A 20,369-nucleotide genomic window follows, 5' to 3' on the forward strand; every position below is an offset into this window, starting at 1 on the left:
GTTCAGTTCGCGATTTCAATTTTTACTTTCATTTTTTTGATCCGCTCGTCCTTGATCTTTGCCACGACCTTGGATGCCAGCGTTCGCTTAACCGAAACAAACGAAGCGTGATCGAGACTGGTGATCAGTCCCACGTCGTCGGCTTGAAGTTCACCCTTTTTCATAAACAGCCCGGCGATGTCGCCCTTGTTGATCTTGTCTTTTTTGCCTGCGCTGATATAGATGCACGCATAGGCGGGTGGGGGAGGAAGCTTCAGGGTTGGGCTCACTGCCAGCACTTCCAGTTCCTTGTCGAGATAAGGTGGCAGCGATTCGTCATCGCCCAGCACCAGGTAGGCCTGGCCATGGGCATGCATGCGGGCCGTGCGACCATTTCGGTGAATGAAGGCATCTTCTTTGGGAGGCAGCTGATAGTGCACCACGTGTTTGATCTCGGGAATGTCAAGCCCGCGCGCGGCGAGGTCGGTCGAGATCAGCACATTGTGGGCGCCGCCCCTGAACTTGATCAGATTTTTTTCGCGATCGATCTGTTCCATGGCACCGTGAAAAATGCCGTGTTCAAATTTGTTGCTTTTAAAAACTGCGCTGATGCGTTCCACCGCTTCGCGATGATTGCAAAACACGAGGCAAACTTCCTGGTTAAATCCTGCCACCAGTCGCATGAGTGTTTCCACTTTGTCGGCGCTCTTGGTGTGTATCAGTTTCAGCTGTAGGTTGACGCTGGATTCGTTTGTTAAAAAATTTAACGTCGCCGCTTGTTTGAACGGAATAAAATCTGGAACCACCTCCATGTTGGTGGCCGACGTGAGCACATGTTGCTGTTTGCCGTTCAGGGCTTTGAAGAGCATTTCCAGTTGCCCGTGAAAGCCCATCTGCAACGATTTGTCAAACTCATCGAGTACCACAATCTTCACGCCCGACGCATCAAACGAATCGCGGTCGAGGTGATCGGCCAGTCGGCCTGGCGTGGCAATGATCACGGCGGGTGCATCGCTCAAACTGTCCTGTTCGATCTTCATGGAATGACCGCCGTAGCAACAGCTCACTTTAAACAACGTTTTCATGCTCTTGAAAACCTGCTCGATCTGCAACGCAAGCTCCCGCGACGGCGCCACAATGATGGCCTGAACTTTCTTGTCGTTTGCATTTAGCCGGTTGTAGACAGCGACCAAAAACGCGAGCGTCTTGCCCGTGCCTGTGGGTGCCAGCAGCATCAGGTTGTTGACTGCCGCCGCTTTTTCAATGACAGCCTCCTGCATCGGGTTAAATTCGGCAAAAGATAGATTTTTAAGGAATTCGGCGTAGACTACGCTCGGGCGTTCTTGCATAGCGCGCAAGGTACTAAGACAATTGCGCATTCTTTCAGATATTTAGGCCGGTTGAGCAGTGATGGTAGTACAGCTTGTAGATGCCGATCCAGGCTGCGTTCAACTTGATATTAAAAATCTAAAGCACCGTATTCGTTATCATGAAAACAATAGTATTGCTTGCCGGCCTGCTGACACTTTCTTACGTCACCTATGGGTGCTTGAATGGAGAGACAACGTTGCTCAAGAACGGCACTATCGTCTATGAAGACTTCCCGGGCAATGTGCCTTACGGGCACGAGTTTTATGTTAGCGAATATGAAAATAACACAGAACTGGCGGAGTTGGACAGTTTATTTGACGCCACAAAAGACTTCGACTATTTGTCTGACAAGGGGGTTCTGCTGATCATTCTTGAGCACTATAAAGAAGCCATCGCGCTGTATCTCGACATAGAAAAGAGAGCCCCCGGCCGCTACTCAACAGCATCAAATATTGGAACTGCCTACGAACTTGCCGGGCAAAATGAGGATGCTTTGAAGTGGATTACCAGAGCAATCGAGATTGATGCCAGCTCGCACCACAACTCAGAATGGATACATGTTAAAATTCTGGAAGCAAAGATCAAAGGAGATCAATACATAACCACGCAGCATTTATTGAACACTGATTTTGGGGATGATGATACTCCGGTTTCCGAGTTGTCGGATGCAGAATTGGAAGACCTTTCCAAAGCTTTATTTTATCAGCTGAACGAAAGGGTTTCTTTTGTCCAACCCCAAGATAAAATAGTGGCTCAATTGCTCTTTGATCTGGGAAACATGGCATTCTTGCTTGGCCACTACAAAGATGCAGCCGGTGACTATGATCGGGCAAAATTATATGGATTTAACGGCGCATTAATTGAAAGCCGGTTGACGCTGAGTGAAAAAAATGCAGAGCACGAGGCACAGCCGTATAGCGCGAAAGCAAAGCTCGGTTTTTGGGGAATTGCTGTTATGCTTGGCGTTGTGGCATTTGCAGGAGTAGTTGTTTACAGAAGAAGATCACGCTAGTCAGTTGGCTATGAGTGCACAATCAGAAAAAGGATAACAGAAAAGAATTGTTGAGATGACTGAGCAGCAACGAAAGGACTACTTTGACAAGGTAGACAAGAACATTAATGAGTTCGGCTATCATCTTACAAATGTTTTCGAATCAAAAGAAAGACCATCGTTCTTCTATTCAACGGGCATCTATAAGAGCTTTAACCTGCCGGAGATATTCATACCGTCATTGCCTCACGGACTTTGCTGTGAAATAGCCGACAACTATGTTAAAGCTTTCAAGGATAAACGGGTGGTTCCAAGAAATGAAAAGTTGCAGCACTTGAGCGGCAGATTTCCCATATTCTTAATCGACGTACCAACCTCACGATTGACCGACTATGTGTTGTCCAGCGTTTGGTATTATAAGGACGGGAACTATGAGTATGTGCAGGTAATTTATCCCGATACACAAGGACACTTTCCGAACGACGCAGGGTATGACTACGACCAGGAGATACTGGGTGAATTTCGGCTATGAACTGGGTTCCGCATTTGCACATATCAATAAACCTTTCTGATCACCAATAGCCAGCGCAAGGGTTGCCGACCGGTCGCGATGCGCAGGTCGGGGTTGACCAGTGGCAAAAAGCCGGGTTCTCCGGTTTTGAAGCGCCCATTCAGAGCCATAAACCGGCAATCAGAAGCCATCCTAACCTTGGAATAATTACTATATTTAAGATTGAACAACCCTTCTGGATGTCCCACGTGGAAAGCGTTAGGCAACCCAGAGCGACACACGCTGCGGCAAATGAAAGAATACCTGAACAAGCTTATCCACCTCGGCCACCATGTGGGGATGGATCAGTCGGAGCGTGCGCGACTGGTGTCCATCAATGCCTTTCTGGTGATGTCGCTGTTTCTCACCGTAGCCTTTGTGCTGGTATTTGTGTCGATGGGTTCCCTGAGTGTGTTGCAAGCGTTGGGCTATGTGCCCATGCTCCTCCTGGTGCTTTTTCTGCATTCGCGATTCCATTTTCGCGCGGCGAGAATCCTCGTTTCCTACGGGTTCATGTGCATGGTGCTCACGCTCTCGATCCTGGAACGGAGGGCCGGCACAGAGTATCTGCTCATTGCCCTGGGGTGTTGCTCTGTGGTGGTGTTCAATAAACTGAGGAATGTTGTCTTTTCCTTTTTGTTCGCATTCCTGTGCTATGTTGCCTATCAGTGGTATGACAGCCACGAGCCGTTTGTGCCCAACCCGACGGTGCCCTATCCGATAGCGCAAAATTCAATCATGTTTCTTTCCGGCTTTATTGTGCTGGCCCAGTCGCTGGTGTTCCGATGGCTCATCCGCGACTATGCCGAAAAACTGGCAAAGGCGAATCTGGATACCCAGGTCATCAACGAAGAGCTTCAGGCCACAAATGAAGAGCTGACCGCATTCTCTGAAAACCTTGACCTGATGGTGCGCCAAAAAAGCGCGCAGCTGCAGGCCTACATCGATGCCATTGACGTGAGCATCTACTCGACCGTGAGCGACCTCGACGGCAACTTCATAAAAGTGAATGAACAGGTGCTGGCCATTTCGGGCTACACCCAGGAGGAGCTTGTGGGCAAACACTATAATTTATTAGCGTCGGGCAACCATCCCGAGGCGTTCTTCGACGAGAGAAGACAAGTGCTGATGCAAGGCAAGACGTGGCGTGGCGAAGTGGAACACAAAACAAAACAAGGCACGTTGCTTTGGTTCGACTGCATCGTGATTCCGATACGCGACAGCAATGGCGTGATCCGGAGTTTTCTGACGCTGGGGTTGTCAATCACCGAGCGGAAATTGCACGACAAACTTCAGGAGGAAACCATCACCCTGCTCGAATCCATTGCCTTCCGGGCGTCGCACGGCATTCGCGGACCACTGGCGCGAATAAACGGACTCTCCCACCTGGTGATAAAAAATGTTGTTGACCAAAACGAATTCGAACTCATTGCCGAAAAATTAATCATCTGTTCGCAAGAGCTCGACGAGGCCACAAGCGAGCTGGTGAAATATGTATACAACCACCAGGAGCTGATGATGGACAATCGGCAGAACAACAACGCCAGATAGAAAAGTGTAGCATTTTCATCGCTGCGTATAGTAAATTTGTTTGCGCGATTCGCCAACTAGCAAAAAATCAGGTCGCATGTTTCGAACCTTCAAAATTCTATCCTATAGTTTAACGACCGTGTTGTTGCTCCTGCTGACCACGGGGCTGCACGGGCAGGCGTTGGACGATAAAAGCCCGGGCGAGTTAACGATCATACTGCGCCGTGCGCGTGTCGACTCCGTTCGCCTCGAAGCGTTGCATGCCCTGGGAAAAAACTATTTGTTTCGTCGCGGCGAAACACGCGCCGACCTGGATAGCGCGATCTATTTTTTTAACGAGGCCCTCACCCTCAGTAAGAAGATGAAACTTGATCGGGGCCTGGGGCGATATGAAACACTTTTGCGCCTGGGAGAAACATACCTCCAAATGGGCGACGATGTGCGTGGCAAGCGTTTTTTTATGGACGTGATTGAAGACTATCAAAAAGCCGGCGACCGAAAACGCGAGGCGCGCACGTGGCTGCGTCTTGGAAAAAAACTGAATGTGATCACGACACCCCACGCTGAAATACGCGCAGGGTTCAAACGCGCCCTTCAACTCTACAGCGCCGAAGGCGACGCGGACAAGACAGCAGAAATGCACCGGATGCTGGGCGCTTCCTGGCTCGAAGAATACGCGCTCGACTCGGCCGAACGCGAATACACCAAGGCGGTTGAACTCTACACAGCACTGTCGCCGGATCATTATGGGTTGTCGCCGGCGTATCTGGCACTTGCATCTTTATATCGGTATAAAGGGGATGTGAACAAGGCGATGGAATACTCTCTGAAGTATTCCAAAGACGAGAACGATGAGACCCTCAACGACCCGAATGTTTTGTTCAACATGGGAATTTTGTCAGGCAACACGGGCCAGAACGAAAGTGGTGTTGAATATTTTCGGCAGGCGTGTGTGGAATGGCGCAAGAATCATCTGGTGCAACGGGAGTTAAATACGTTCACGTTGTATTCGCTGGCAGTCGGTTTGCAACAGGCCTTGGTACAAGAGAAAAAATACGACGAGGCGCGCGCTGCGCTAGACGATCTCTTGCCGGAGCTGGGCATAAAATGCTGGGCCGAAAAGGCGATCGTGGCGCGAGGCAAAGGACTCTACTTTGAAGCCATCGGAAAATATAAGAATGCGGAGGGTGAATTTTTAAAGATGATGGAAAGTCTGGAAAAGGTACCATACATGCCGCTCGGAAATAGTCGCATCAGCGAACTGGTCGAGGCAAACTATTGCATCGGAACATTTTATGTTGACCAGAAGAAGTTTAGCCGTGGAGAATCCTACCTCAAAAAAGCGCTAAGCCTTCAGCACAATGCCTCCCGGGCCTGGCAAAATGATATCGAAATCTATTTGTACCGGATAGACTCTGCTGCCGGTCGCTACATTCCCGCCATGCAACACTTTGCCCGTCACAAAATGCTGAGCGATTCCATTTTCAATTCCACCAAAATGCAACAGATCTCGGCATTGCAGGTGCAATTCGAAACCGAAAAGAAAGAGCAACACATACAGTCGCTGAGCAATCAAAGCAAATTGCAGCAAGTGGAAATACGCAACAACGCCATGGTGCGAAACCTGACGTTCGGCGGTGTGGCGGTGCTCATCATCTTTCTGGCCATGCTCTTCAGTCAGTATAAGCAGAAGAAAAAAAGCAACGAGGACCTAAAGCAGCAACAAGCTGAGATTGCCCGGAAGAACACCACGCTCAACCGGCTGGTAGAAGAAAAGGAGTGGCTGTTAAAGGAAGTGCACCATCGCGTTAAGAACAACCTGCAAATCATAGTCAGTCTGCTCGAGGCACAGTCGGCCTACCTCAACAACGATGCCCTGGCGGCGATACAGGAAAGTCAGAACCGTGTGCACGCCATATCGCTGGTCCACCAAAAACTGTATCAGTCAGAAGACCTGGCCTCCATCAATATGAAGGTCTACATCGAAGACCTGGTCTTGTCGTTGCGCGATACCTTTCGTTCGGAGAAATCAATTGCTTACCTGCTCGACATAGAGCCCGTGGAGCTCGACGTGTCGCAGGCAGTGCCCATTGGGTTGATTCTGAATGAGGCCATCACCAATTCCATCAAGTATGCATTTCCACCACCACATGTGCAAAACAACATCAAGGTGTCGCTTCATCTGACATCGCCGGATGAGGTTGTGCTCACCATCACCGACAATGGAGTGGGCTTGCCCGCCGGTTTTGATATTAATGCTGTTAAAACGTTGGGCCTGAAACTGATCAAAGGACTGGCCGGCGACATCAATGGCACGTTCTCCATCAGCAACGATTACGGTGCGAAAATCACGATACACTTTGTGCGGACATTTTTTGGAAATAGTGAGACGGAGCACGCGGAGAATTACCAGATGCTTGAGACGCGGGAGTAAGCTTCTTTTGTGGTCTGAGCACAAGTTCAGTAACAAGCTTTTGGGATAAATATTACCGGCCTGAGCAATCCAGGATTGAACGAAGATATACCATTTTAAACGGCCACGTATCAAAACATTGGGCCCGAATTCAATAACCAATCATACCAACCCCATGAAACAATTGTTAACCTTTCTGTTGTTGTGCACAACATTGCTTTCGCAGGCGCAGTCCTTCGAAGGAACACTGGTCTATAAAGTGGACTATCAGTTAAATGTGTCCGAAAAAATGAAGGCCCGAGGCATCACGGCCGAGCAGATTATGGAGCGCATGAAATCCGATGGCTCTTATACAGACACCATTCGTTCTACGTACAAACAAGGAAACTATCGCAGCGACATAAATTCGAACCCGCGCGCGTGGTTGATCTACCGAAACGATGCCAACAAACTCTACACATTCCAGGACGGAGAAGCCAAAGACATCTGCACGGTTTCGGATATGTCGGTGGACCTGGAACTCAAGGCAACCGGCAACAAACCCGCCATCACCAAACTCGACACCACGGCAACCGTTGACGGTGTGCCCTGTGAGATCGTGCGCGTGAAATGGAAGACCGGCTCGTATGACTATTATTTTAACAAAACCAAAAACACAATCGATCCTGCTCTCTATGCAAAACACATTTACGATGGCTGGTCCGACTATCTCACCATTGCAAAAGCACTCCCGCTAAAAATCGTGAAGCGCGTCGGCAAGCTTTCGGCGGTGACGCTGACCCTGGTTTCTCAAAAGACCGGTCCAGTAGATGACACCCTGTTCAAGCTACCCAAGCTGGTGGAAGACAAAGACCTGAACATAATCAAACTGCCGAATAGTGAAATGATGCGGATAAAGTAGCCGAGGATTTAAGGCTACAGCTTTCAGGTTGTTCACTGCCCGGCCTAAACCGGCTCTGACTATCTGGCGACCAGGGAATGATGCGAAATGTATCGTTACGCACGTGAATTCGATCTTTTGATATTGAAATGAACGGGAAATGGACCTTTAACGAACGCCATTTTCCCAGACTACGCGCGAATCTTTGCGTGCAAGTCAACTAAACCATTTCTATAAAGAATCCCATGAACGTAAAACGATCCATCCTTGTCATCATGCTGCTGGCTTTTGCGGCAACCGGTTTTGCACAGACCACCTACAACGTGCAACAGCTTCTGAAAGAAAAGAAGTTCACCCTTGATCTTCCGAAACCATTTCCCTATACCGATAGTGGGAAAGATGCAATATTCTTTTCCGGCATCGCGTGGCTCACGGGAGTGGAGTTCTCAACAGGCACCATCGAGCTTGACCTGCGGGGCCAGGATGTTTTTCAACGCAGCTTTCTGGGCATTGCCTTCCATGGTGTGGATAGCGCGACCTTCGATGTGGTGTATTTCCGTCCGTTCAATTTCCAGGCCGACGATCCAGTGCGCAAGATCCACGCCGTGCAATACATGACTCTGCCCGACTATCCCTGGGACCGTCTGCGCAACGAACGCAACGGCATCTACGAAAAGGCTGTAAACCCGGCTCCAAAAGCCGACGAGTGGTTTCATGCCCGTATCGAAATTCTGCAAGACGATATCAAAGTATACGTGAACCGCGCCACTACCCCGTCGCTGGTTGTCAAAAAATTGAACACACGCAAAACCGGGAAGATTGGATTGTGGAACGAAGGTCTGCCCGGAGGTTTTGCCAATCTTGTGATTACGAAGTAGACTACCGCGTTTGCCCCTTCGCGGAAGGTCTGTATATTAAAACCCTTGGCTGTTTGAAAATCAAATGGGATTTTCAAACAGCCAAGGGTTTTGCATTTGTCATAGTCAAACAGAAATTTCATTCGTGTGAATGAATGTATGAAGTGCATCTGTATAAGATATTCTACACTTTCTTTTCGTGATATAGGTAAACCCGTCACGCAATTTTCGGGAGAGGAGTGTGATGTCCGGTGAGTTCACAACGGATAATCAGCAGTAAAGAAATCGGTGTCAAGTTTTGAATAGAATAATGATGCGTTAACATAGGGGTTATTTTAAAAAGGTTATTTCGCGCTTGAAGTTGTAACCCCCTAACTCATGATGCGAAAATTTACTTTTCTTATTCTCTTTGTCTGTGCCTGTGTCTCCGTTCCCTTCGGCGGCGTGATGGCGCAGAATACGCAAGCTACTATTTCGGGCACCGTAGCCGATCAGCAAAATGTTTTGCTTGTTGGTGCGTCGGTGCAAGTGAAAAATGAATCGACCGGTTTCACCACCAGCACGTTAACCAACGTGCGCGGTGAATATTTGTTTAAGGAGCTGCCGTTGGGTGGCCCGTATACCGTGACCGTTACCTATGTTGGATATGCCGAACAAAAACAAACCGGCTATGTGCTTCACCAGGGTGATGCCATCCGTGTGAAAGTGGGCATGCAGGAAACGGATCAGGCACTTGAAGAAGTGGAAGTGGTGGCGTCGAGTTTGCGAAACCAAGTTGAGAACCTGGGCGCGTCTACGTCCATTACGGCCAACGACATCACCAAACTTCCGGTGAATGGACGAAACTTTACATCGCTCATGGATCTTTCGCCATTAAGCCGCGGTGGAAATATTTCCGGTCAACTGGGTTCATCCACCAACTATACCATCGACGGTATGAACGCAAAGAACCCGACATCGGCCGGTGCAACAACCAGCCGCAGCGGTGCACCCTATTCCATTTCGATGGAAGCCGTTCGCGAGTTTCAGGTGGTCACCAATCAATATGACGTTACCTATGGTCGCAGTGGCGGTGGCACTATCAGCGCCGTGACCAAGTCGGGCACTAACCAGTTGAGCGGTAGTGCATTTTTCTACAGCCGTGCCAATTGGCTGTCGAGCCCGTATGATATTCGCGGTAACAAAATCGACAACAAGTTTTCGACAAACCAGTTTGGTTTCTCCCTGGGCGGCCCCATCATCAAAGACAAACTTCACTTCTTTGTGGCGTGGGATCACCAGCAGGACACACGTCCGTTGATTATTGCTGACATCAAAAGCCCCGTGGATGAAAATCGTTTCAACATCACCCAAAACACACTCAACCAGTTTATCGACATCGCCCGCGCCAAATACGGTGTGTCGCAAGAACCACAGTTCGGAAGCTTCGACAAAGGCCGTGGTTCGGACGCTGGGTTTGCACGCCTCGACTGGCAGATCAACAAAAAAAACCTGCTCACCATTCGCGACAACTTTACCAGCGACCGCAACAAGCTGGGTCTTGCAGACAACACCGCCATCAACATCTATGAGTCGTATGGCAATGACTATAACGTTGACAACAGTTTGCTGGCATCGTTGCGCACATCGGTTAGCTCGCGTGTGACCAACGAATTGAAATTTCAACACCTGCACACCTATCAGAAGAGCAGCCCCGGCGACCAGCTTCCCGATGCCAACATTCCCCGCGCCATCGTGGAAGGCGTGGTGTCAACATTGAGCGACGGCACCACACGGTCCACCAACATCCAGATGGGCGGACACCGCTTTGCACAAGAGAGTTTTAAAAACAACGTGTTGCAGGTTGTGGACAACCTCTATGTGACCACCGACAAGATCGACTACACATTTGGTGTTGACCTGATGTATACACGTTCGCATTCTGTCTATGGCAGCGAAGTGAACGGTCGTTTCCATTATACCGTAGACGCCGCCGCCGGCAAAACTGCGCTCGATAAATTTGACGCGCTGCAACCGTATCGCTACTACCGCGAAGTGCCGTTGATGGACGATTGGGGTGTGACGGGAAGTATTTTCAACGCTGGCGCCTATGCGCAAATGAAAACCACACTGGCACCCGGTCTTGATGTGACCGCCGGCTTGCGATTTGACTATGGCTTCTATCCGAAGTCGCCGCTCAACCAGGAGTTGTATGACGAACTGAAGATCCGCACCGACAACCGTCTCAAGTCGTTTGTGGTGCAGCCCCGTTTGCAATTCACGTGGGATGTGAACGACAACCACACCGACATCTTCCGTCTGGGTGGTGGCATCTTTGCTTCCGACATCAACAACTACATGCTCATCAACAACCTCACGTTCGACGGCAAGCACCTGGCCACTGTTGACGTGCGCGGTGCAAATTTGCCAGTGCCTGATTTTAATGCCTACCGGAACAACTACAACAACATCCCCAGCCTTGCGGCCTTCCAGTTGCCTACCATCAACACCAACAGCGCCAATGCGCGCGTGCCTGTGATCTACAAGGCAAACGCATCTTACAACCGCTACATCACCGAACATCTGAAAGTGGGTGTTACCGGCTATGCTACACTGGGACGTAACAACTATACCTATGTTGATCGCAACATGGTGGATGCACCGTTCTTCACATTGAGCGATGAAGGTGGCCGTGGCGTATATGTTCCGCTCGCCTCCATGCCGGCCAACGGTGCAGGCGACTGGCTGCAAGGCCGCAAGAGCACCAAGTTTGGTCGCGTGCTGGAATTGGTGAGCGATGGCAAGATCAATCAGTTTGCCGTGGTGGCCGACGCCACATACCAATATTATAAAGACGGTGTGATCACCGTGAGCTATACCTGGAACGACACCAAAGACAACACCTCGTTCAACGGCAACGTGGCCAACACCGCTACGCTGTCGTTGCCTGTGAAGGATGATCCCCGTAACCTGAATGCCATGACGTATTCCGACAACCAGTTCCGCACCAAAGTGGTGGTCTATGGCGCGTTGCCTTCGTTCTGGGGCATCAGCATCGGCGTGCGCTATTCGGGCATTGGCGGCACACGCTACTCGTTGTTGTCGGGCGCAAACAGCAACGCCGACTTTGTGTCGGGCACCAACGACCTCGCGTTTATCTTTGATCCCAACGGCGCCAACGTTCCAGAAAATGTGAGAGCGGGCCTGCAGGCTTTGATGGATAACCCCAACGCCAGCCAGAGTGTGAAAGACTATATCAACAAATACTCCGGCAAGATTGCCGAGCGCAATGGAGGCGTGAACGGTTTCTTTGGCGTGTGGGATTTGAGAGCCATGAAGAAATTCAGAATTCACAAGACACAAGCCATCGAAATTTCGCTTGACGTTTTCAACGTAGCCAACCTGCTCAACAAGGAGTGGGGCACAAACAAATCGCTGGGCAGCCAGGCGCTCTATGCGTTGGGTATTCCCGCCACGGCCACAACACCCGCTGTGTCTGGCTTTGACAAAGCAAACCAGAAGTTTGTTTACCGCGTGAACACCGCGGGAGTGGTAACACCTTCGGGCAATCCTTACCAACTCCAGTTTGGACTTCGCTACAGCTTTTAATCATTAACGACACTGCCGTGAGAAAAATACTATTCTTGTTGTTAATGCTCCCCGCCATGCTGCGTGCGCAGACAACGTTAGACAAACAAGGTCACCGAGGTTGCCGCGGCCTGATGCCCGAGAACACCGTTGCTGCGATGATCAAGGCGATGGAGCTTGGCGTGACCACTCTCGAACTTGACGTGGTGATTTCGGAAGACAAGAAAGTGGTGGTGTCGCACGACACCTACATGTCGGCCGAGATCTCGCGCAAACCCGACGGCACCGACGTGACAGCGGAAGAAGCAAAGCAGATACTTTTATTCAAGATGCCCTACGCCACCATCCGGCAATACGACGTGGGACTGCGGCCATTAGCAAACTTCCCTGAGCAAAAGAAAATGAAAGCACACAAACCCTTGCTCGAAGACCTGCTCGACTCTGTGGACACTTACGCCCGCCAGCACAAGCTGCCGTTGCCAAACTACAACATCGAGATAAAGTGCTCGCCCGCGTCCGACAACATCGCCCACCCGGAGCCCAAAGAATTTGTGGAACTGGTGCTGGCCATTTGCGAGAAGACACGCCTCGGAAGACGCTACAACATCCAGTCGTTTGACGTGCGCCCCTTGCAGATCATTCACGAGAAATATCCCAAGGTGAAATTGTCATACCTCACAGCAAACGCCAAAACGCTGGCCGAAAATCTGACAACGCTCGGCTTCACACCCGACATCTACAGCCCTTACTACAAAACGGTGAATGCCGATGTGGTAGCCGCCTGCCACAAACAAAAGATGAAGATCGTTCCGTGGACGGTGAACACGAAGGAAGAGATTTTGCAGCTTGTCGGGTTTGGGGTGGACGGGATTATTACGGATTATCCCAATTACTTCTGATGATTAGTTTTTAGAGAACAGAATTTTGAATGTGGTGGAGAAGCCCCCGGATGTAAATTCGGGGGCTTCTCTTTTGGGTGACATTTCAATAGATTTCTAACTCTACGAGCCAGGGCTTGTCCAACCTGTCGGAACGCTATCGCTTGCTGACAGGCGAGGAAATAGTGATCACACAAAGTGAAACGCAATTTTCGGTCAAGATAAAACTACTCGACAATGAAGATAGTCATCATTGAAGATGAACGCCTCACGGCAAACGACCTCGAAGACACACTTTTTTCAGTATGACCCGGCTATTGTTGTAGCGGCTAAACTGTTGTCGGTGAAAGACGCGATCCGTTATTTTCTAGACAACGAGCAACCCGACCTAATCTTCAGCGACATCCAGCTGGGCGACGGCCTGAGCTTCGAAATTTTCAAAACCATAAAACTGAACGTGCCGGTAATTTTTTGTACGGCATTTGACGAATATGCCCTCACCACGTTCAGCACCAACGGAATCGACTACCTGCTAAAGCCTTTCACACGCGCTACCGTCAGCGCCATACTCGACAAGTTTAAAAGACTCACCCAGTCGACCGCGACGCATAATGAGGTCCGTTGGAAATGATCATGAAACGTTTTGACAATCGCGGCGCCGAAACCGCCACGTCCATTCTGGTGCCCTATAAGGATAAGATTATCCCGGTAAAACTGCAGGACGCTGCCGTGTTCTTTCTGGAAAACGACGTTGTTCACATGATCACCTTCAATCAAAAGGAATACTTTCCGGGAAAAAATCTGGAAGAGCTGGAGAAAATCAGTGGAAAAAATTTCTTTCGCGCCAACCGGCAGGTTCTCGTCAATCGAAACGCTGTGACCGATGTGTCCAATCAGATGGGTAGAAAGTTGTGGGTCAATGTGTCTGTTCCTGTGAAAGAGAGCATCACCATTAGCAGAGAGAAAATGCCGCAATTTCTGAAGTGGCTGTCAGGCGAGTAGAAGGGAGGTGAAGAAAGTGGTCATCGCTCTGATCCGTCGCCGTCTCGTTGTTTAATTTCTCACATTAATCTCCTACTTTCAAGGCACACTAAAATCGTCTGCCTTTGAAAGTCCTTCGCATTTCCTTCTTCCTCATCTTGTCAACACTGTCGCTGTGTGTCACGCTTGTTCACGGCCAGGGCACATCGCCTGTAATCGCCGGCGACTTTGCCGATCCGTCCATCATCAAAGCAGGTGGGGCATACTATGCCGTGGGAACATCGTCGGAGTGGGCGCCCCATTTTCCAATCTATCGCAGCACCGATCTGAAAGCCTGGACACAGACGGGCTACGTGTTCGATAAACTTCCCGGGTGGACTTCCGGATCGTTCTGGGCTCCTGAGTATTTTTTTCACAACAATACATACTACCTCTACTACACGGCCCGCCGCAAATCCGACAACGTGTCGTGCATTGGTGTGGCCACATCAAAATATCCCGACAAGGATTTTAAAGACCAGGGCATCGTGGTTGCGTATGGCAAAGAAGCCATTGATGGTTTTGTGTTTAAGGAAAACAGCGAGCTCTTCATCACCTTCAAAGCCTATGGACTCGACAACCACCCCATCGAGTTGCTGGGCAGCAAGCTTAGCGCCGACGGTTTGAAAATGGAGGGTGAAGTATTTTCCTTATTGAAAGACGACGAGCGGATCGGTATGGAAGGACAAAGCCTGCTTAAAAGGGACGGCGTTTATTATTTGTTCTATTCTGCGGGCAATTGCTGCGGAGCAGAGTGCAGCTACAACGTGAACGTTGCCAAAGCCAACAACATTAAAGGTCCATACGAAAAGCGTGGCGGCACACCGTTGCTACAGGAAGACGACTTCTGGAAATGCTCCGGGCATGGCACCTTCGTTAACGCTGCTGACGACACGTTTTATTATCTCTACCATGCCTACAACAAACGCAGCAATGTGTTCACAGGTCGGCAGGGCATGCTGGCCAGCCTGACATGGAATTCCAACAACGCATGGCCATCGCTGACGCCCATAGCCCAACCCGAAAAAACACCTGACGCATTCTACGATTCTTTCAACGGCACCACGCTGGCTGTCGGCTGGCAGCGCGACTTCAGAAATGCCAGCGTCAAGGCAAAGCAACAACAGGGCAAGCTATTTTTATCAGGCGAAGTCAAGGCGACAAATCCTTCGGGTGTTGCACTCGCTGTGCGACCTGCTTCCGATGTGTTCGAGATGGAAACAACCGTGGTCAACAGCAACGCTGCCTTGAAGGGACTTGTGTTTTATGGCGATGCAAATGCTGCGATAGGCGTGGGCGTTGTTAACGACAAAGTGGAATTGTGGATGGTAAGAGAAAATAAGCGTGTTGTTCTTGGCACGGCCACGATACGTGCAAACCTGCCGGTAAAGATTAAGTTTGCCACCTATGCCGACCGCACATGCAAGGCATTCTATAAACAACAAACTGGTGACTGGACCGAAATTTCGGCAAGCGCATTAACCACCATAAGTTATCTGCCACCCTGGGACCGAAGTCCACGTGCAGGACTCCACTTCAGTGGGCCTGTGTCGCTGGATGCACAGTTCGATGAATTTGTGATACGCTATTAGATGATTTATTCAGCGAGGAACTGAATGCCCTTCGCGCGATTGGTTTCGTGTTGGAGAACGCGAAAGTTGTCGAAGGAAATCGTGCGGTCATCCAGGAAATCATTCACAACATTGTTCCAGTCTTCGAGGTGGAACCGGAACAAAAGGGTGTCGCCTTTATCAGCCATTCTGGGCAACGGCTGGAGCGCACATGCACTCAATGCAGGGAAGGTGGAAAACCCTTTTTTCTCAAGCTGATCTTTCCGGATCGTGATCTCAACAACATGCTCGTGATGGGCATGCAACGTTGCTTTTGAATCTGATGGACGCGCTTTCATACAATTCAGTTTAGTATCGAATGACTGTATCACATTGTTAACACTGAAGATAGCGCTTAGGTTTGTTACAAGTGCGATGGTAGGTTTAGCACGCAAACAAGGGCCCGATCAGTTTGGTCCGTGATCGGTAAATCAATCGTAGAATCAAGACTGTCATGGGATAAAATACAAATGTGGTTTGCAAATAACCATTGATATTTTCTCTTGGGTCGCTCAAAAATACCCTTATGTGTCCCCGAATAAAATTTTCATTTTAATGAAAAAATTCCTGCGTTGTGTCGATTTATGGGACTTTTAGGATGTGCACGCCCTGATCGCAATGCCTGACGCCCTTGTGTAAGAATTCGTTTTTTCGAATAAGGTTATCTAGGCTTGTGTGCCGCTCAGCAAATCCATCTCACACCTTCCTTTTCCATCGGGTGTCGTGTAGAACGGACGCTTCTCGATCACGTAGTGCGTATCCTCGGGAATGCCGAGTGCGTGGTAAACAGTCTGGTGAATTTCATCGATGCGGATGGGTTTCTCGATCGACTTGCAGGGGCGCTCATCGGCAGTCTTGCCATAGGCATACCCTTTCTTGATGCCGCCGCCAAACATCAGGATCGAGCAGCCGTCGGTGAAGTGGCGATGCATGCCGTAGTGTTTGATGTCGTTGATCACATCCGGTTGATTTACCTGTTCCTGCACTTTGGCATCGGGTCGGCCTTCCACCATCATGTCGCGGCTGAATTCGCTGGCCACGATAATCAACGTGCGGTCCAGGTGTCCGGATTGCTGGAGGTCTTTGATCAATTGTGCGATCGGTTTGTCGATCTGTTTCTTCATGGCAGAGGCGCGTGTGAAACCATTCTCGTGTGTGTCCCATCCCATGAAGGGCTCATACTCCGTGGTCACGCTGATGAAGCGCGCGCCCTGTTGCGTCAACCGTTTGGCCAGCAAGCATCCCAGGCCAAAGCGGCCGGTGTTGTAGGTGTCGTAGCTGGCTTTCGGTTCACTGTTGAGATCAAAGGCTTTGGCTTCGGGCGAGTTCAGCAAGCGATAGGCCTGTTCCATGGAACGCCGAAGCGATTCTTTCTGATAGTCGCTTCCGAATTCGCCAACCGGCCCCTTGCTGATAAGTTCGTTGTAGAGCTGGTTGCGTCTTTCAAAACGTTTGTAGTCCATGCCCACCGGCGGCTTCACACTGTCGAGCCCGGTGCTGGGATCGGGAATGAAGAACGGTGCAAATTCATTTCCCAGAAAACCGGCGGAGTGAAACGCCTTCAACTCTTCGCCTTCGCCCACGGAGAAGCGCTGCCCGATGTCGATGAACGCGGGGATAACGGGATTTTTTGGTCCTAACAATTGCGCCATCCACGATCCAATGTGTGGCGCCGCTACAGTCTGCGGGGGTTGATAACACGTGTGCCAGTGATATTGATGTCGCGTGTGCAGAATGTGCCCCAGGTCTGCCGCCACATAGGAGCGCACGATCGTTCCCAGGTTCATGACACTGCCAATGCTTTCGAGGCCTTCCGAAAAACTGATCCCATCCAACGCTGTGGGTACTGATTTGAACGTGCTCAGCACACTGTTGGCCGACATGCCTTTCTCAAATGGTGTATAGCGTTTGGGGTCGAATGTCTCGGTGTGGGCCATGCCGCCAGCCATCCACAACAGGATCACCGTATCGGCCGTGCTGGTGAGGGCAGGCTTGCCGCACGAGTTCAGCATCGACAACGGTGCCCCTGCTGCCAATGCGCCCAACGTCGCGGCCGATGCGCTCTTCAAAAATTCCCTGCGATTCCAAGTATGTGCCATAGTGATGCGACGACGTTTTTTGTTTTTTTATGATTATTGGATCAATTGAAATTCCGGCAGCAGCAACACAGACCATAAAAGATCTTCTACGCCGTTTGCCTCGGGCTTGGGTCCGAGAATAGCCACCGCGGCTTTCCGTTCTGCTTCGGCAGGATTTCTTCCCAGCGCCTTTCTATACACCTCGTGCACCAACTGGTCGCTCGTGGCATACTTCACCTGCCACTGCCTGGCGCCCCTGGCCAGCACCGTGTTGAACATGGCACCGTTGGTAAGCTCCATCGCCTGCAAAAGATTGGCTTGCGATGATCGTTTTGTTGTCACGTTTTCGCGGTTTGGTCGCCCCAGCGCAGTCAACAGATTGTCGTTCTTCACCAGGGAAGATCGCGCAAACGACGATGCCGGAACTGCGGGAACATATTGTCGTGTGCTGTCCGGATAGAGCGGGTAAACAACCGTGCTGACGGCATCGGCAAATTGCTCGGCCGACAACCGCCTGAGCAACGGGCCTCCGAAGGCAAAGCTTTCGCTGTTGATTTTATTTTCATCGTCCAGCGCCACAGACGGCAACTGGTAAGTGCGCGAGGTGACGATGGTATAGATCAGTGTTTTGATGTCGTGATTGTTTTCAACAAAGTCTGACGCCAGCCAATCGAGCAAGTCCTGGCTCCAGGGTTTGTTATCCATCAGGTCAACCGGTTCAATGATGCCGCGGCCCATCAGTTGTGCCCACATGCGGTTCACCAGCGTTCTGTAGAGACGGCCGTTCTTTGGTGAGGTGAGGAAAACCGAAAGCTGTTTCAGTTTTTCTTCCACACTCACGGTGCTGTCGATGGTGCCCAGTTCTTCGAAAAGAATTTTTGTGCCGGCCATTTTTCCGGTTGGTTTGTCGCAGCGGTTGATCTCGAGGGTTGTGTCGGAAAAGATGCTGGCAAAGGCGTATGCATCTTTCAGTTTCCAGTCGCTCACAAAACTGTCGTGGCACGAAGCGCATTTAAGATTTAAACCCAGGAGCACTTGCGACACATTTTGTGCGGCCTGCATCTCCACCCGCTGGCTGGCGTTGATGGTGCCCCGCCATTGGATGCCGCGGATAAACCCTTCCGATCGCTTTCCCGGGCTGATCAACTCCCGCACAAAAGCATCATACGGTTTGTTGTCGCGCAGCGATTCGTATAGCCAATCCGTAATACCAAAGCGTCCGCCGGTGATGTATCCGGTGCCGGTGTAGTCGTTTCGGAGGGCGTCGTTCCAGAAGGTCAGCCAGTGTTGTGCATAGGCGTCGTTCATGCCCAGCAACTCTTTCACCAGTTGGTTTCGCTTGTCCGGATTTTTGTTTGCGACAAACGCGTCGATGGTTTCGGGCGGCGGCAAGAGTCCGACAATGTCGAGGTATACCCTGCGGATATACAGCTTGTCGTCAATCAAGGTTGGCCATTCAATCTTGTTTTTATCAAAATAGGCGCCTACAAAACGGTCCACGGCGTTGTTGTCTCCGGGTCGGGCGGGTGGCAGCGCGGGTGTTCGTGGTGCGAGGGCGGCCATCGGAAAGAGCTTGATCTCGCCGGCGTTGTCGGGCCAGTGCGCACCTTTGCTGATCCACAGTTTAATGATGGCGATCTCATCCTTGCTCAACGATTTTCCTTTGGAAGGCATAACATCTTCGTCGCTTCTGGGCAGCGATATTCTGCGAACAAGCTCGCTGTTGTCGGGATCTTTCAAATCGATGACGGGCCCTGATTCACCGCCCTTCATCACAAACTCTTTTTTGTCAAGGCGCAGTTCGCCCTTAATCTTGTCGGCGCTGTGGCATTTGTAGCAATTGTGGGCGAAGATGGTGCGCACTTCCAATGAGAGAAGGTCGAGCTCTTTTTCGGTGAAGGTGTGGTCGCCTCCGGCTTTTATGAGCGCCATGCTCGCCGGACTTTCCGTTTCCGGCCCGGACTCATCATCAGCCTGAGGCAACACTTCGGTGAGGAAATCTGCGCCATGCGTGAGCGAAGCACCCAGGTGCCCGGCCACGGTCACACCAATCACCGTGAGGAGCAAACCGGCGCGATACAATTTCAGGAAATTGATTTTTTGATGTTTGAAAATTTTTGTGTGAAACCACAGGGTGACCACGGAGAGAGCTGCCGTAGCAACACCAAACCACAAGTGAGCATTCAGAACATCGCCGCTGTAGTCGTCGTTGGCGATCAGCAGCAGACCAAACATCACCGCCAGCACGGCACTTGCGGCGCCTACCGCCAGAACCACCTGAATGCCCGGCCGCAACACGTCATTTTTTTTTCGAAATGCAATGGCCTCTAGCACGAGTGCCACAACGAGCAATGCCACGGGGAAATGTACCATGAGCGGATGAAGTCTGCCCAGAAACTGCCACATCCAAAAACCAAAGACACCACTCAGCATATGGCAGTGATTGCCAGTGAAAAACAATACTTCCATTTTAATCTCTACAGTTTAACCATCCGACCTGCCCCTGTCTGCACATTGCGACGACCGTGTCGGCAGCATTCAGAGGTTTAATTTCGATCAAATTCATCATTAGAACCATCCTGCCCTATGCTGACCTTCGCTGCCTAAAACAATCCATAATCCGCAAAAGCCGCCGGGTTTGCGAT

15 protein-coding genes are annotated in these 20,369 nt (G+C 50.5%); 11 read left to right on the forward strand and 4 right to left on the reverse strand.

Going from position 1 to position 20,369, the window contains the following annotated elements; translation table 11 throughout:
- Positions 1 to 2: 2 nt before the first annotated feature.
- Entirely contained in the window at positions 3 to 1,328 is a 1,326-nt protein-coding gene (locus JI741_RS30710) for a DEAD/DEAH box helicase (protein WP_202016193.1), read from the reverse strand.
- A gap of 140 nt (positions 1,329 to 1,468) precedes the next feature.
- Between JI741_RS30710 and JI741_RS30715 the strand changes: the two genes are divergently transcribed.
- The 11 genes from JI741_RS30715 (at position 1,469) to JI741_RS30765 (ending at position 15,628) form a co-directional block, all read left to right on the forward strand.
- Complete coding sequence (locus JI741_RS30715) at positions 1,469 to 2,362, forward strand: tetratricopeptide repeat protein (RefSeq protein WP_202016195.1); 894 nt, start codon at positions 1,469 to 1,471, stop codon at positions 2,360 to 2,362.
- Positions 2,363 to 2,417: 55 nt separating this feature from the next.
- A complete protein-coding gene (locus JI741_RS30720) occupies positions 2,418 to 2,873 on the forward strand; it encodes a DUF4262 domain-containing protein (protein WP_202016197.1) in 456 nt (151 codons plus the stop codon).
- 270 nt (positions 2,874 to 3,143) lie between these two features.
- Positions 3,144 to 4,442 carry a PAS domain-containing protein gene (locus JI741_RS30725; RefSeq protein WP_202016198.1) on the forward strand — a complete coding sequence of 433 codons (1,299 nt, stop codon included), beginning with the start codon at positions 3,144 to 3,146 and terminating at the stop codon, positions 4,440 to 4,442.
- A gap of 76 nt (positions 4,443 to 4,518) precedes the next feature.
- Entirely contained in the window at positions 4,519 to 6,855 is a 2,337-nt protein-coding gene (locus JI741_RS30730; protein WP_202016199.1) for a histidine kinase dimerization/phosphoacceptor domain -containing protein, read from the forward strand.
- Positions 6,856 to 7,009: 154 nt separating this feature from the next.
- Positions 7,010 to 7,735 (forward strand): hypothetical protein, encoded by a 726-nt coding sequence (locus tag JI741_RS30735; protein WP_202016200.1) that lies wholly within the window; start codon positions 7,010 to 7,012, stop codon positions 7,733 to 7,735.
- A gap of 224 nt (positions 7,736 to 7,959) precedes the next feature.
- On the forward strand, positions 7,960 to 8,592 hold the full coding sequence (locus tag JI741_RS30740) for a 3-keto-alpha-glucoside-1,2-lyase-like domain-containing protein (protein WP_202016201.1): 633 nt from the start codon (positions 7,960 to 7,962) through the stop codon (positions 8,590 to 8,592).
- 360 nt (positions 8,593 to 8,952) lie between these two features.
- The gene (locus tag JI741_RS30745; RefSeq protein ID WP_202016322.1) at positions 8,953 to 12,159 is read left to right on the forward strand and encodes a TonB-dependent receptor; all 3,207 of its coding nucleotides are present in this window, start codon (positions 8,953 to 8,955) and stop codon (positions 12,157 to 12,159) included.
- Positions 12,160 to 12,176: 17 nt separating this feature from the next.
- On the forward strand, positions 12,177 to 13,037 hold the full coding sequence (locus JI741_RS30750) for a glycerophosphodiester phosphodiesterase family protein (protein ID WP_369411894.1): 861 nt from the start codon (positions 12,177 to 12,179) through the stop codon (positions 13,035 to 13,037).
- 238 nt (positions 13,038 to 13,275) lie between these two features.
- The gene (locus tag JI741_RS30755; protein ID WP_202016202.1) at positions 13,276 to 13,647 is read left to right on the forward strand and encodes a LytR/AlgR family response regulator transcription factor; all 372 of its coding nucleotides are present in this window, start codon (positions 13,276 to 13,278) and stop codon (positions 13,645 to 13,647) included.
- Positions 13,648 to 13,649: 2 nt separating this feature from the next.
- A complete protein-coding gene (locus JI741_RS30760; RefSeq protein ID WP_202016204.1) occupies positions 13,650 to 14,018 on the forward strand; it encodes a LytTR family DNA-binding domain-containing protein in 369 nt (122 codons plus the stop codon).
- 104 nt (positions 14,019 to 14,122) lie between these two features.
- Positions 14,123 to 15,628, forward strand: coding sequence for a glycoside hydrolase family 43 protein (locus JI741_RS30765; protein ID WP_202016206.1), 1,506 nt, complete (start codon positions 14,123 to 14,125; stop codon positions 15,626 to 15,628).
- Positions 15,629 to 15,633: 5 nt separating this feature from the next.
- On the opposite strand, the gene JI741_RS30770 is transcribed toward JI741_RS30765, so the two are convergent.
- From JI741_RS30770 to JI741_RS30780, 3 genes are all read right to left on the reverse strand, one after another.
- Complete coding sequence (locus JI741_RS30770; protein WP_202016208.1) at positions 15,634 to 15,945, reverse strand: hypothetical protein; 312 nt, start codon at positions 15,943 to 15,945, stop codon at positions 15,634 to 15,636.
- A gap of 366 nt (positions 15,946 to 16,311) precedes the next feature.
- Positions 16,312 to 17,745 carry a DUF1501 domain-containing protein gene (locus tag JI741_RS30775; protein WP_202016210.1) on the reverse strand — a complete coding sequence of 478 codons (1,434 nt, stop codon included), beginning with the start codon at positions 17,743 to 17,745 and terminating at the stop codon, positions 16,312 to 16,314.
- A gap of 33 nt (positions 17,746 to 17,778) precedes the next feature.
- Positions 17,779 to 20,157, reverse strand: a complete 2,379-nt coding sequence (locus JI741_RS30780; RefSeq protein WP_202016212.1) for a DUF1549 domain-containing protein — start codon at positions 20,155 to 20,157, stop codon at positions 17,779 to 17,781.
- Positions 20,158 to 20,369 lie beyond the last annotated feature (212 nt).

Source organism: Chryseolinea lacunae, assembly GCF_016735595.1.
Lineage (GTDB): Bacteria > Bacteroidota > Bacteroidia > Cytophagales > Cyclobacteriaceae > Chryseolinea > Chryseolinea lacunae.

Bases quoted from the DNA above. Each gene is read 5' to 3' on its own strand.
- JI741_RS30725 (WP_202016198.1), top strand. From the start codon at position 3,144: ATGAAAGAATACCTGAACAAGCTTATCCACCTCGGCCACCATGTGGGG.
- JI741_RS30770 (WP_202016208.1), bottom strand. From the start codon at position 15,945: ATGAAAGCGCGTCCATCAGATTCAAAAGCAACGTTGCATGCCCATCAC.
- JI741_RS30730 (WP_202016199.1), top strand. From the start codon at position 4,519: ATGTTTCGAACCTTCAAAATTCTATCCTATAGTTTAACGACCGTGTTG.
- JI741_RS30735 (WP_202016200.1), top strand. From the start codon at position 7,010: ATGAAACAATTGTTAACCTTTCTGTTGTTGTGCACAACATTGCTTTCG.
- JI741_RS30740 (WP_202016201.1), top strand. From the start codon at position 7,960: ATGAACGTAAAACGATCCATCCTTGTCATCATGCTGCTGGCTTTTGCG.
- JI741_RS30755 (WP_202016202.1), top strand. From the start codon at position 13,276: ATGAACGCCTCACGGCAAACGACCTCGAAGACACACTTTTTTCAGTAT.
- JI741_RS30780 (WP_202016212.1), bottom strand. From the start codon at position 20,157: ATGCTGAGTGGTGTCTTTGGTTTTTGGATGTGGCAGTTTCTGGGCAGA.
- JI741_RS30760 (WP_202016204.1), top strand. From the start codon at position 13,650: ATGAAACGTTTTGACAATCGCGGCGCCGAAACCGCCACGTCCATTCTG.
- JI741_RS30710 (WP_202016193.1), bottom strand. From the start codon at position 1,328: ATGCAAGAACGCCCGAGCGTAGTCTACGCCGAATTCCTTAAAAATCTA.
- JI741_RS30775 (WP_202016210.1), bottom strand. From the start codon at position 17,745: ATGGCACATACTTGGAATCGCAGGGAATTTTTGAAGAGCGCATCGGCC.
- JI741_RS30715 (WP_202016195.1), top strand. From the start codon at position 1,469: ATGAAAACAATAGTATTGCTTGCCGGCCTGCTGACACTTTCTTACGTC.
- JI741_RS30745 (WP_202016322.1), top strand. From the start codon at position 8,953: ATGCGAAAATTTACTTTTCTTATTCTCTTTGTCTGTGCCTGTGTCTCC.
- JI741_RS30720 (WP_202016197.1), top strand. From the start codon at position 2,418: ATGACTGAGCAGCAACGAAAGGACTACTTTGACAAGGTAGACAAGAAC.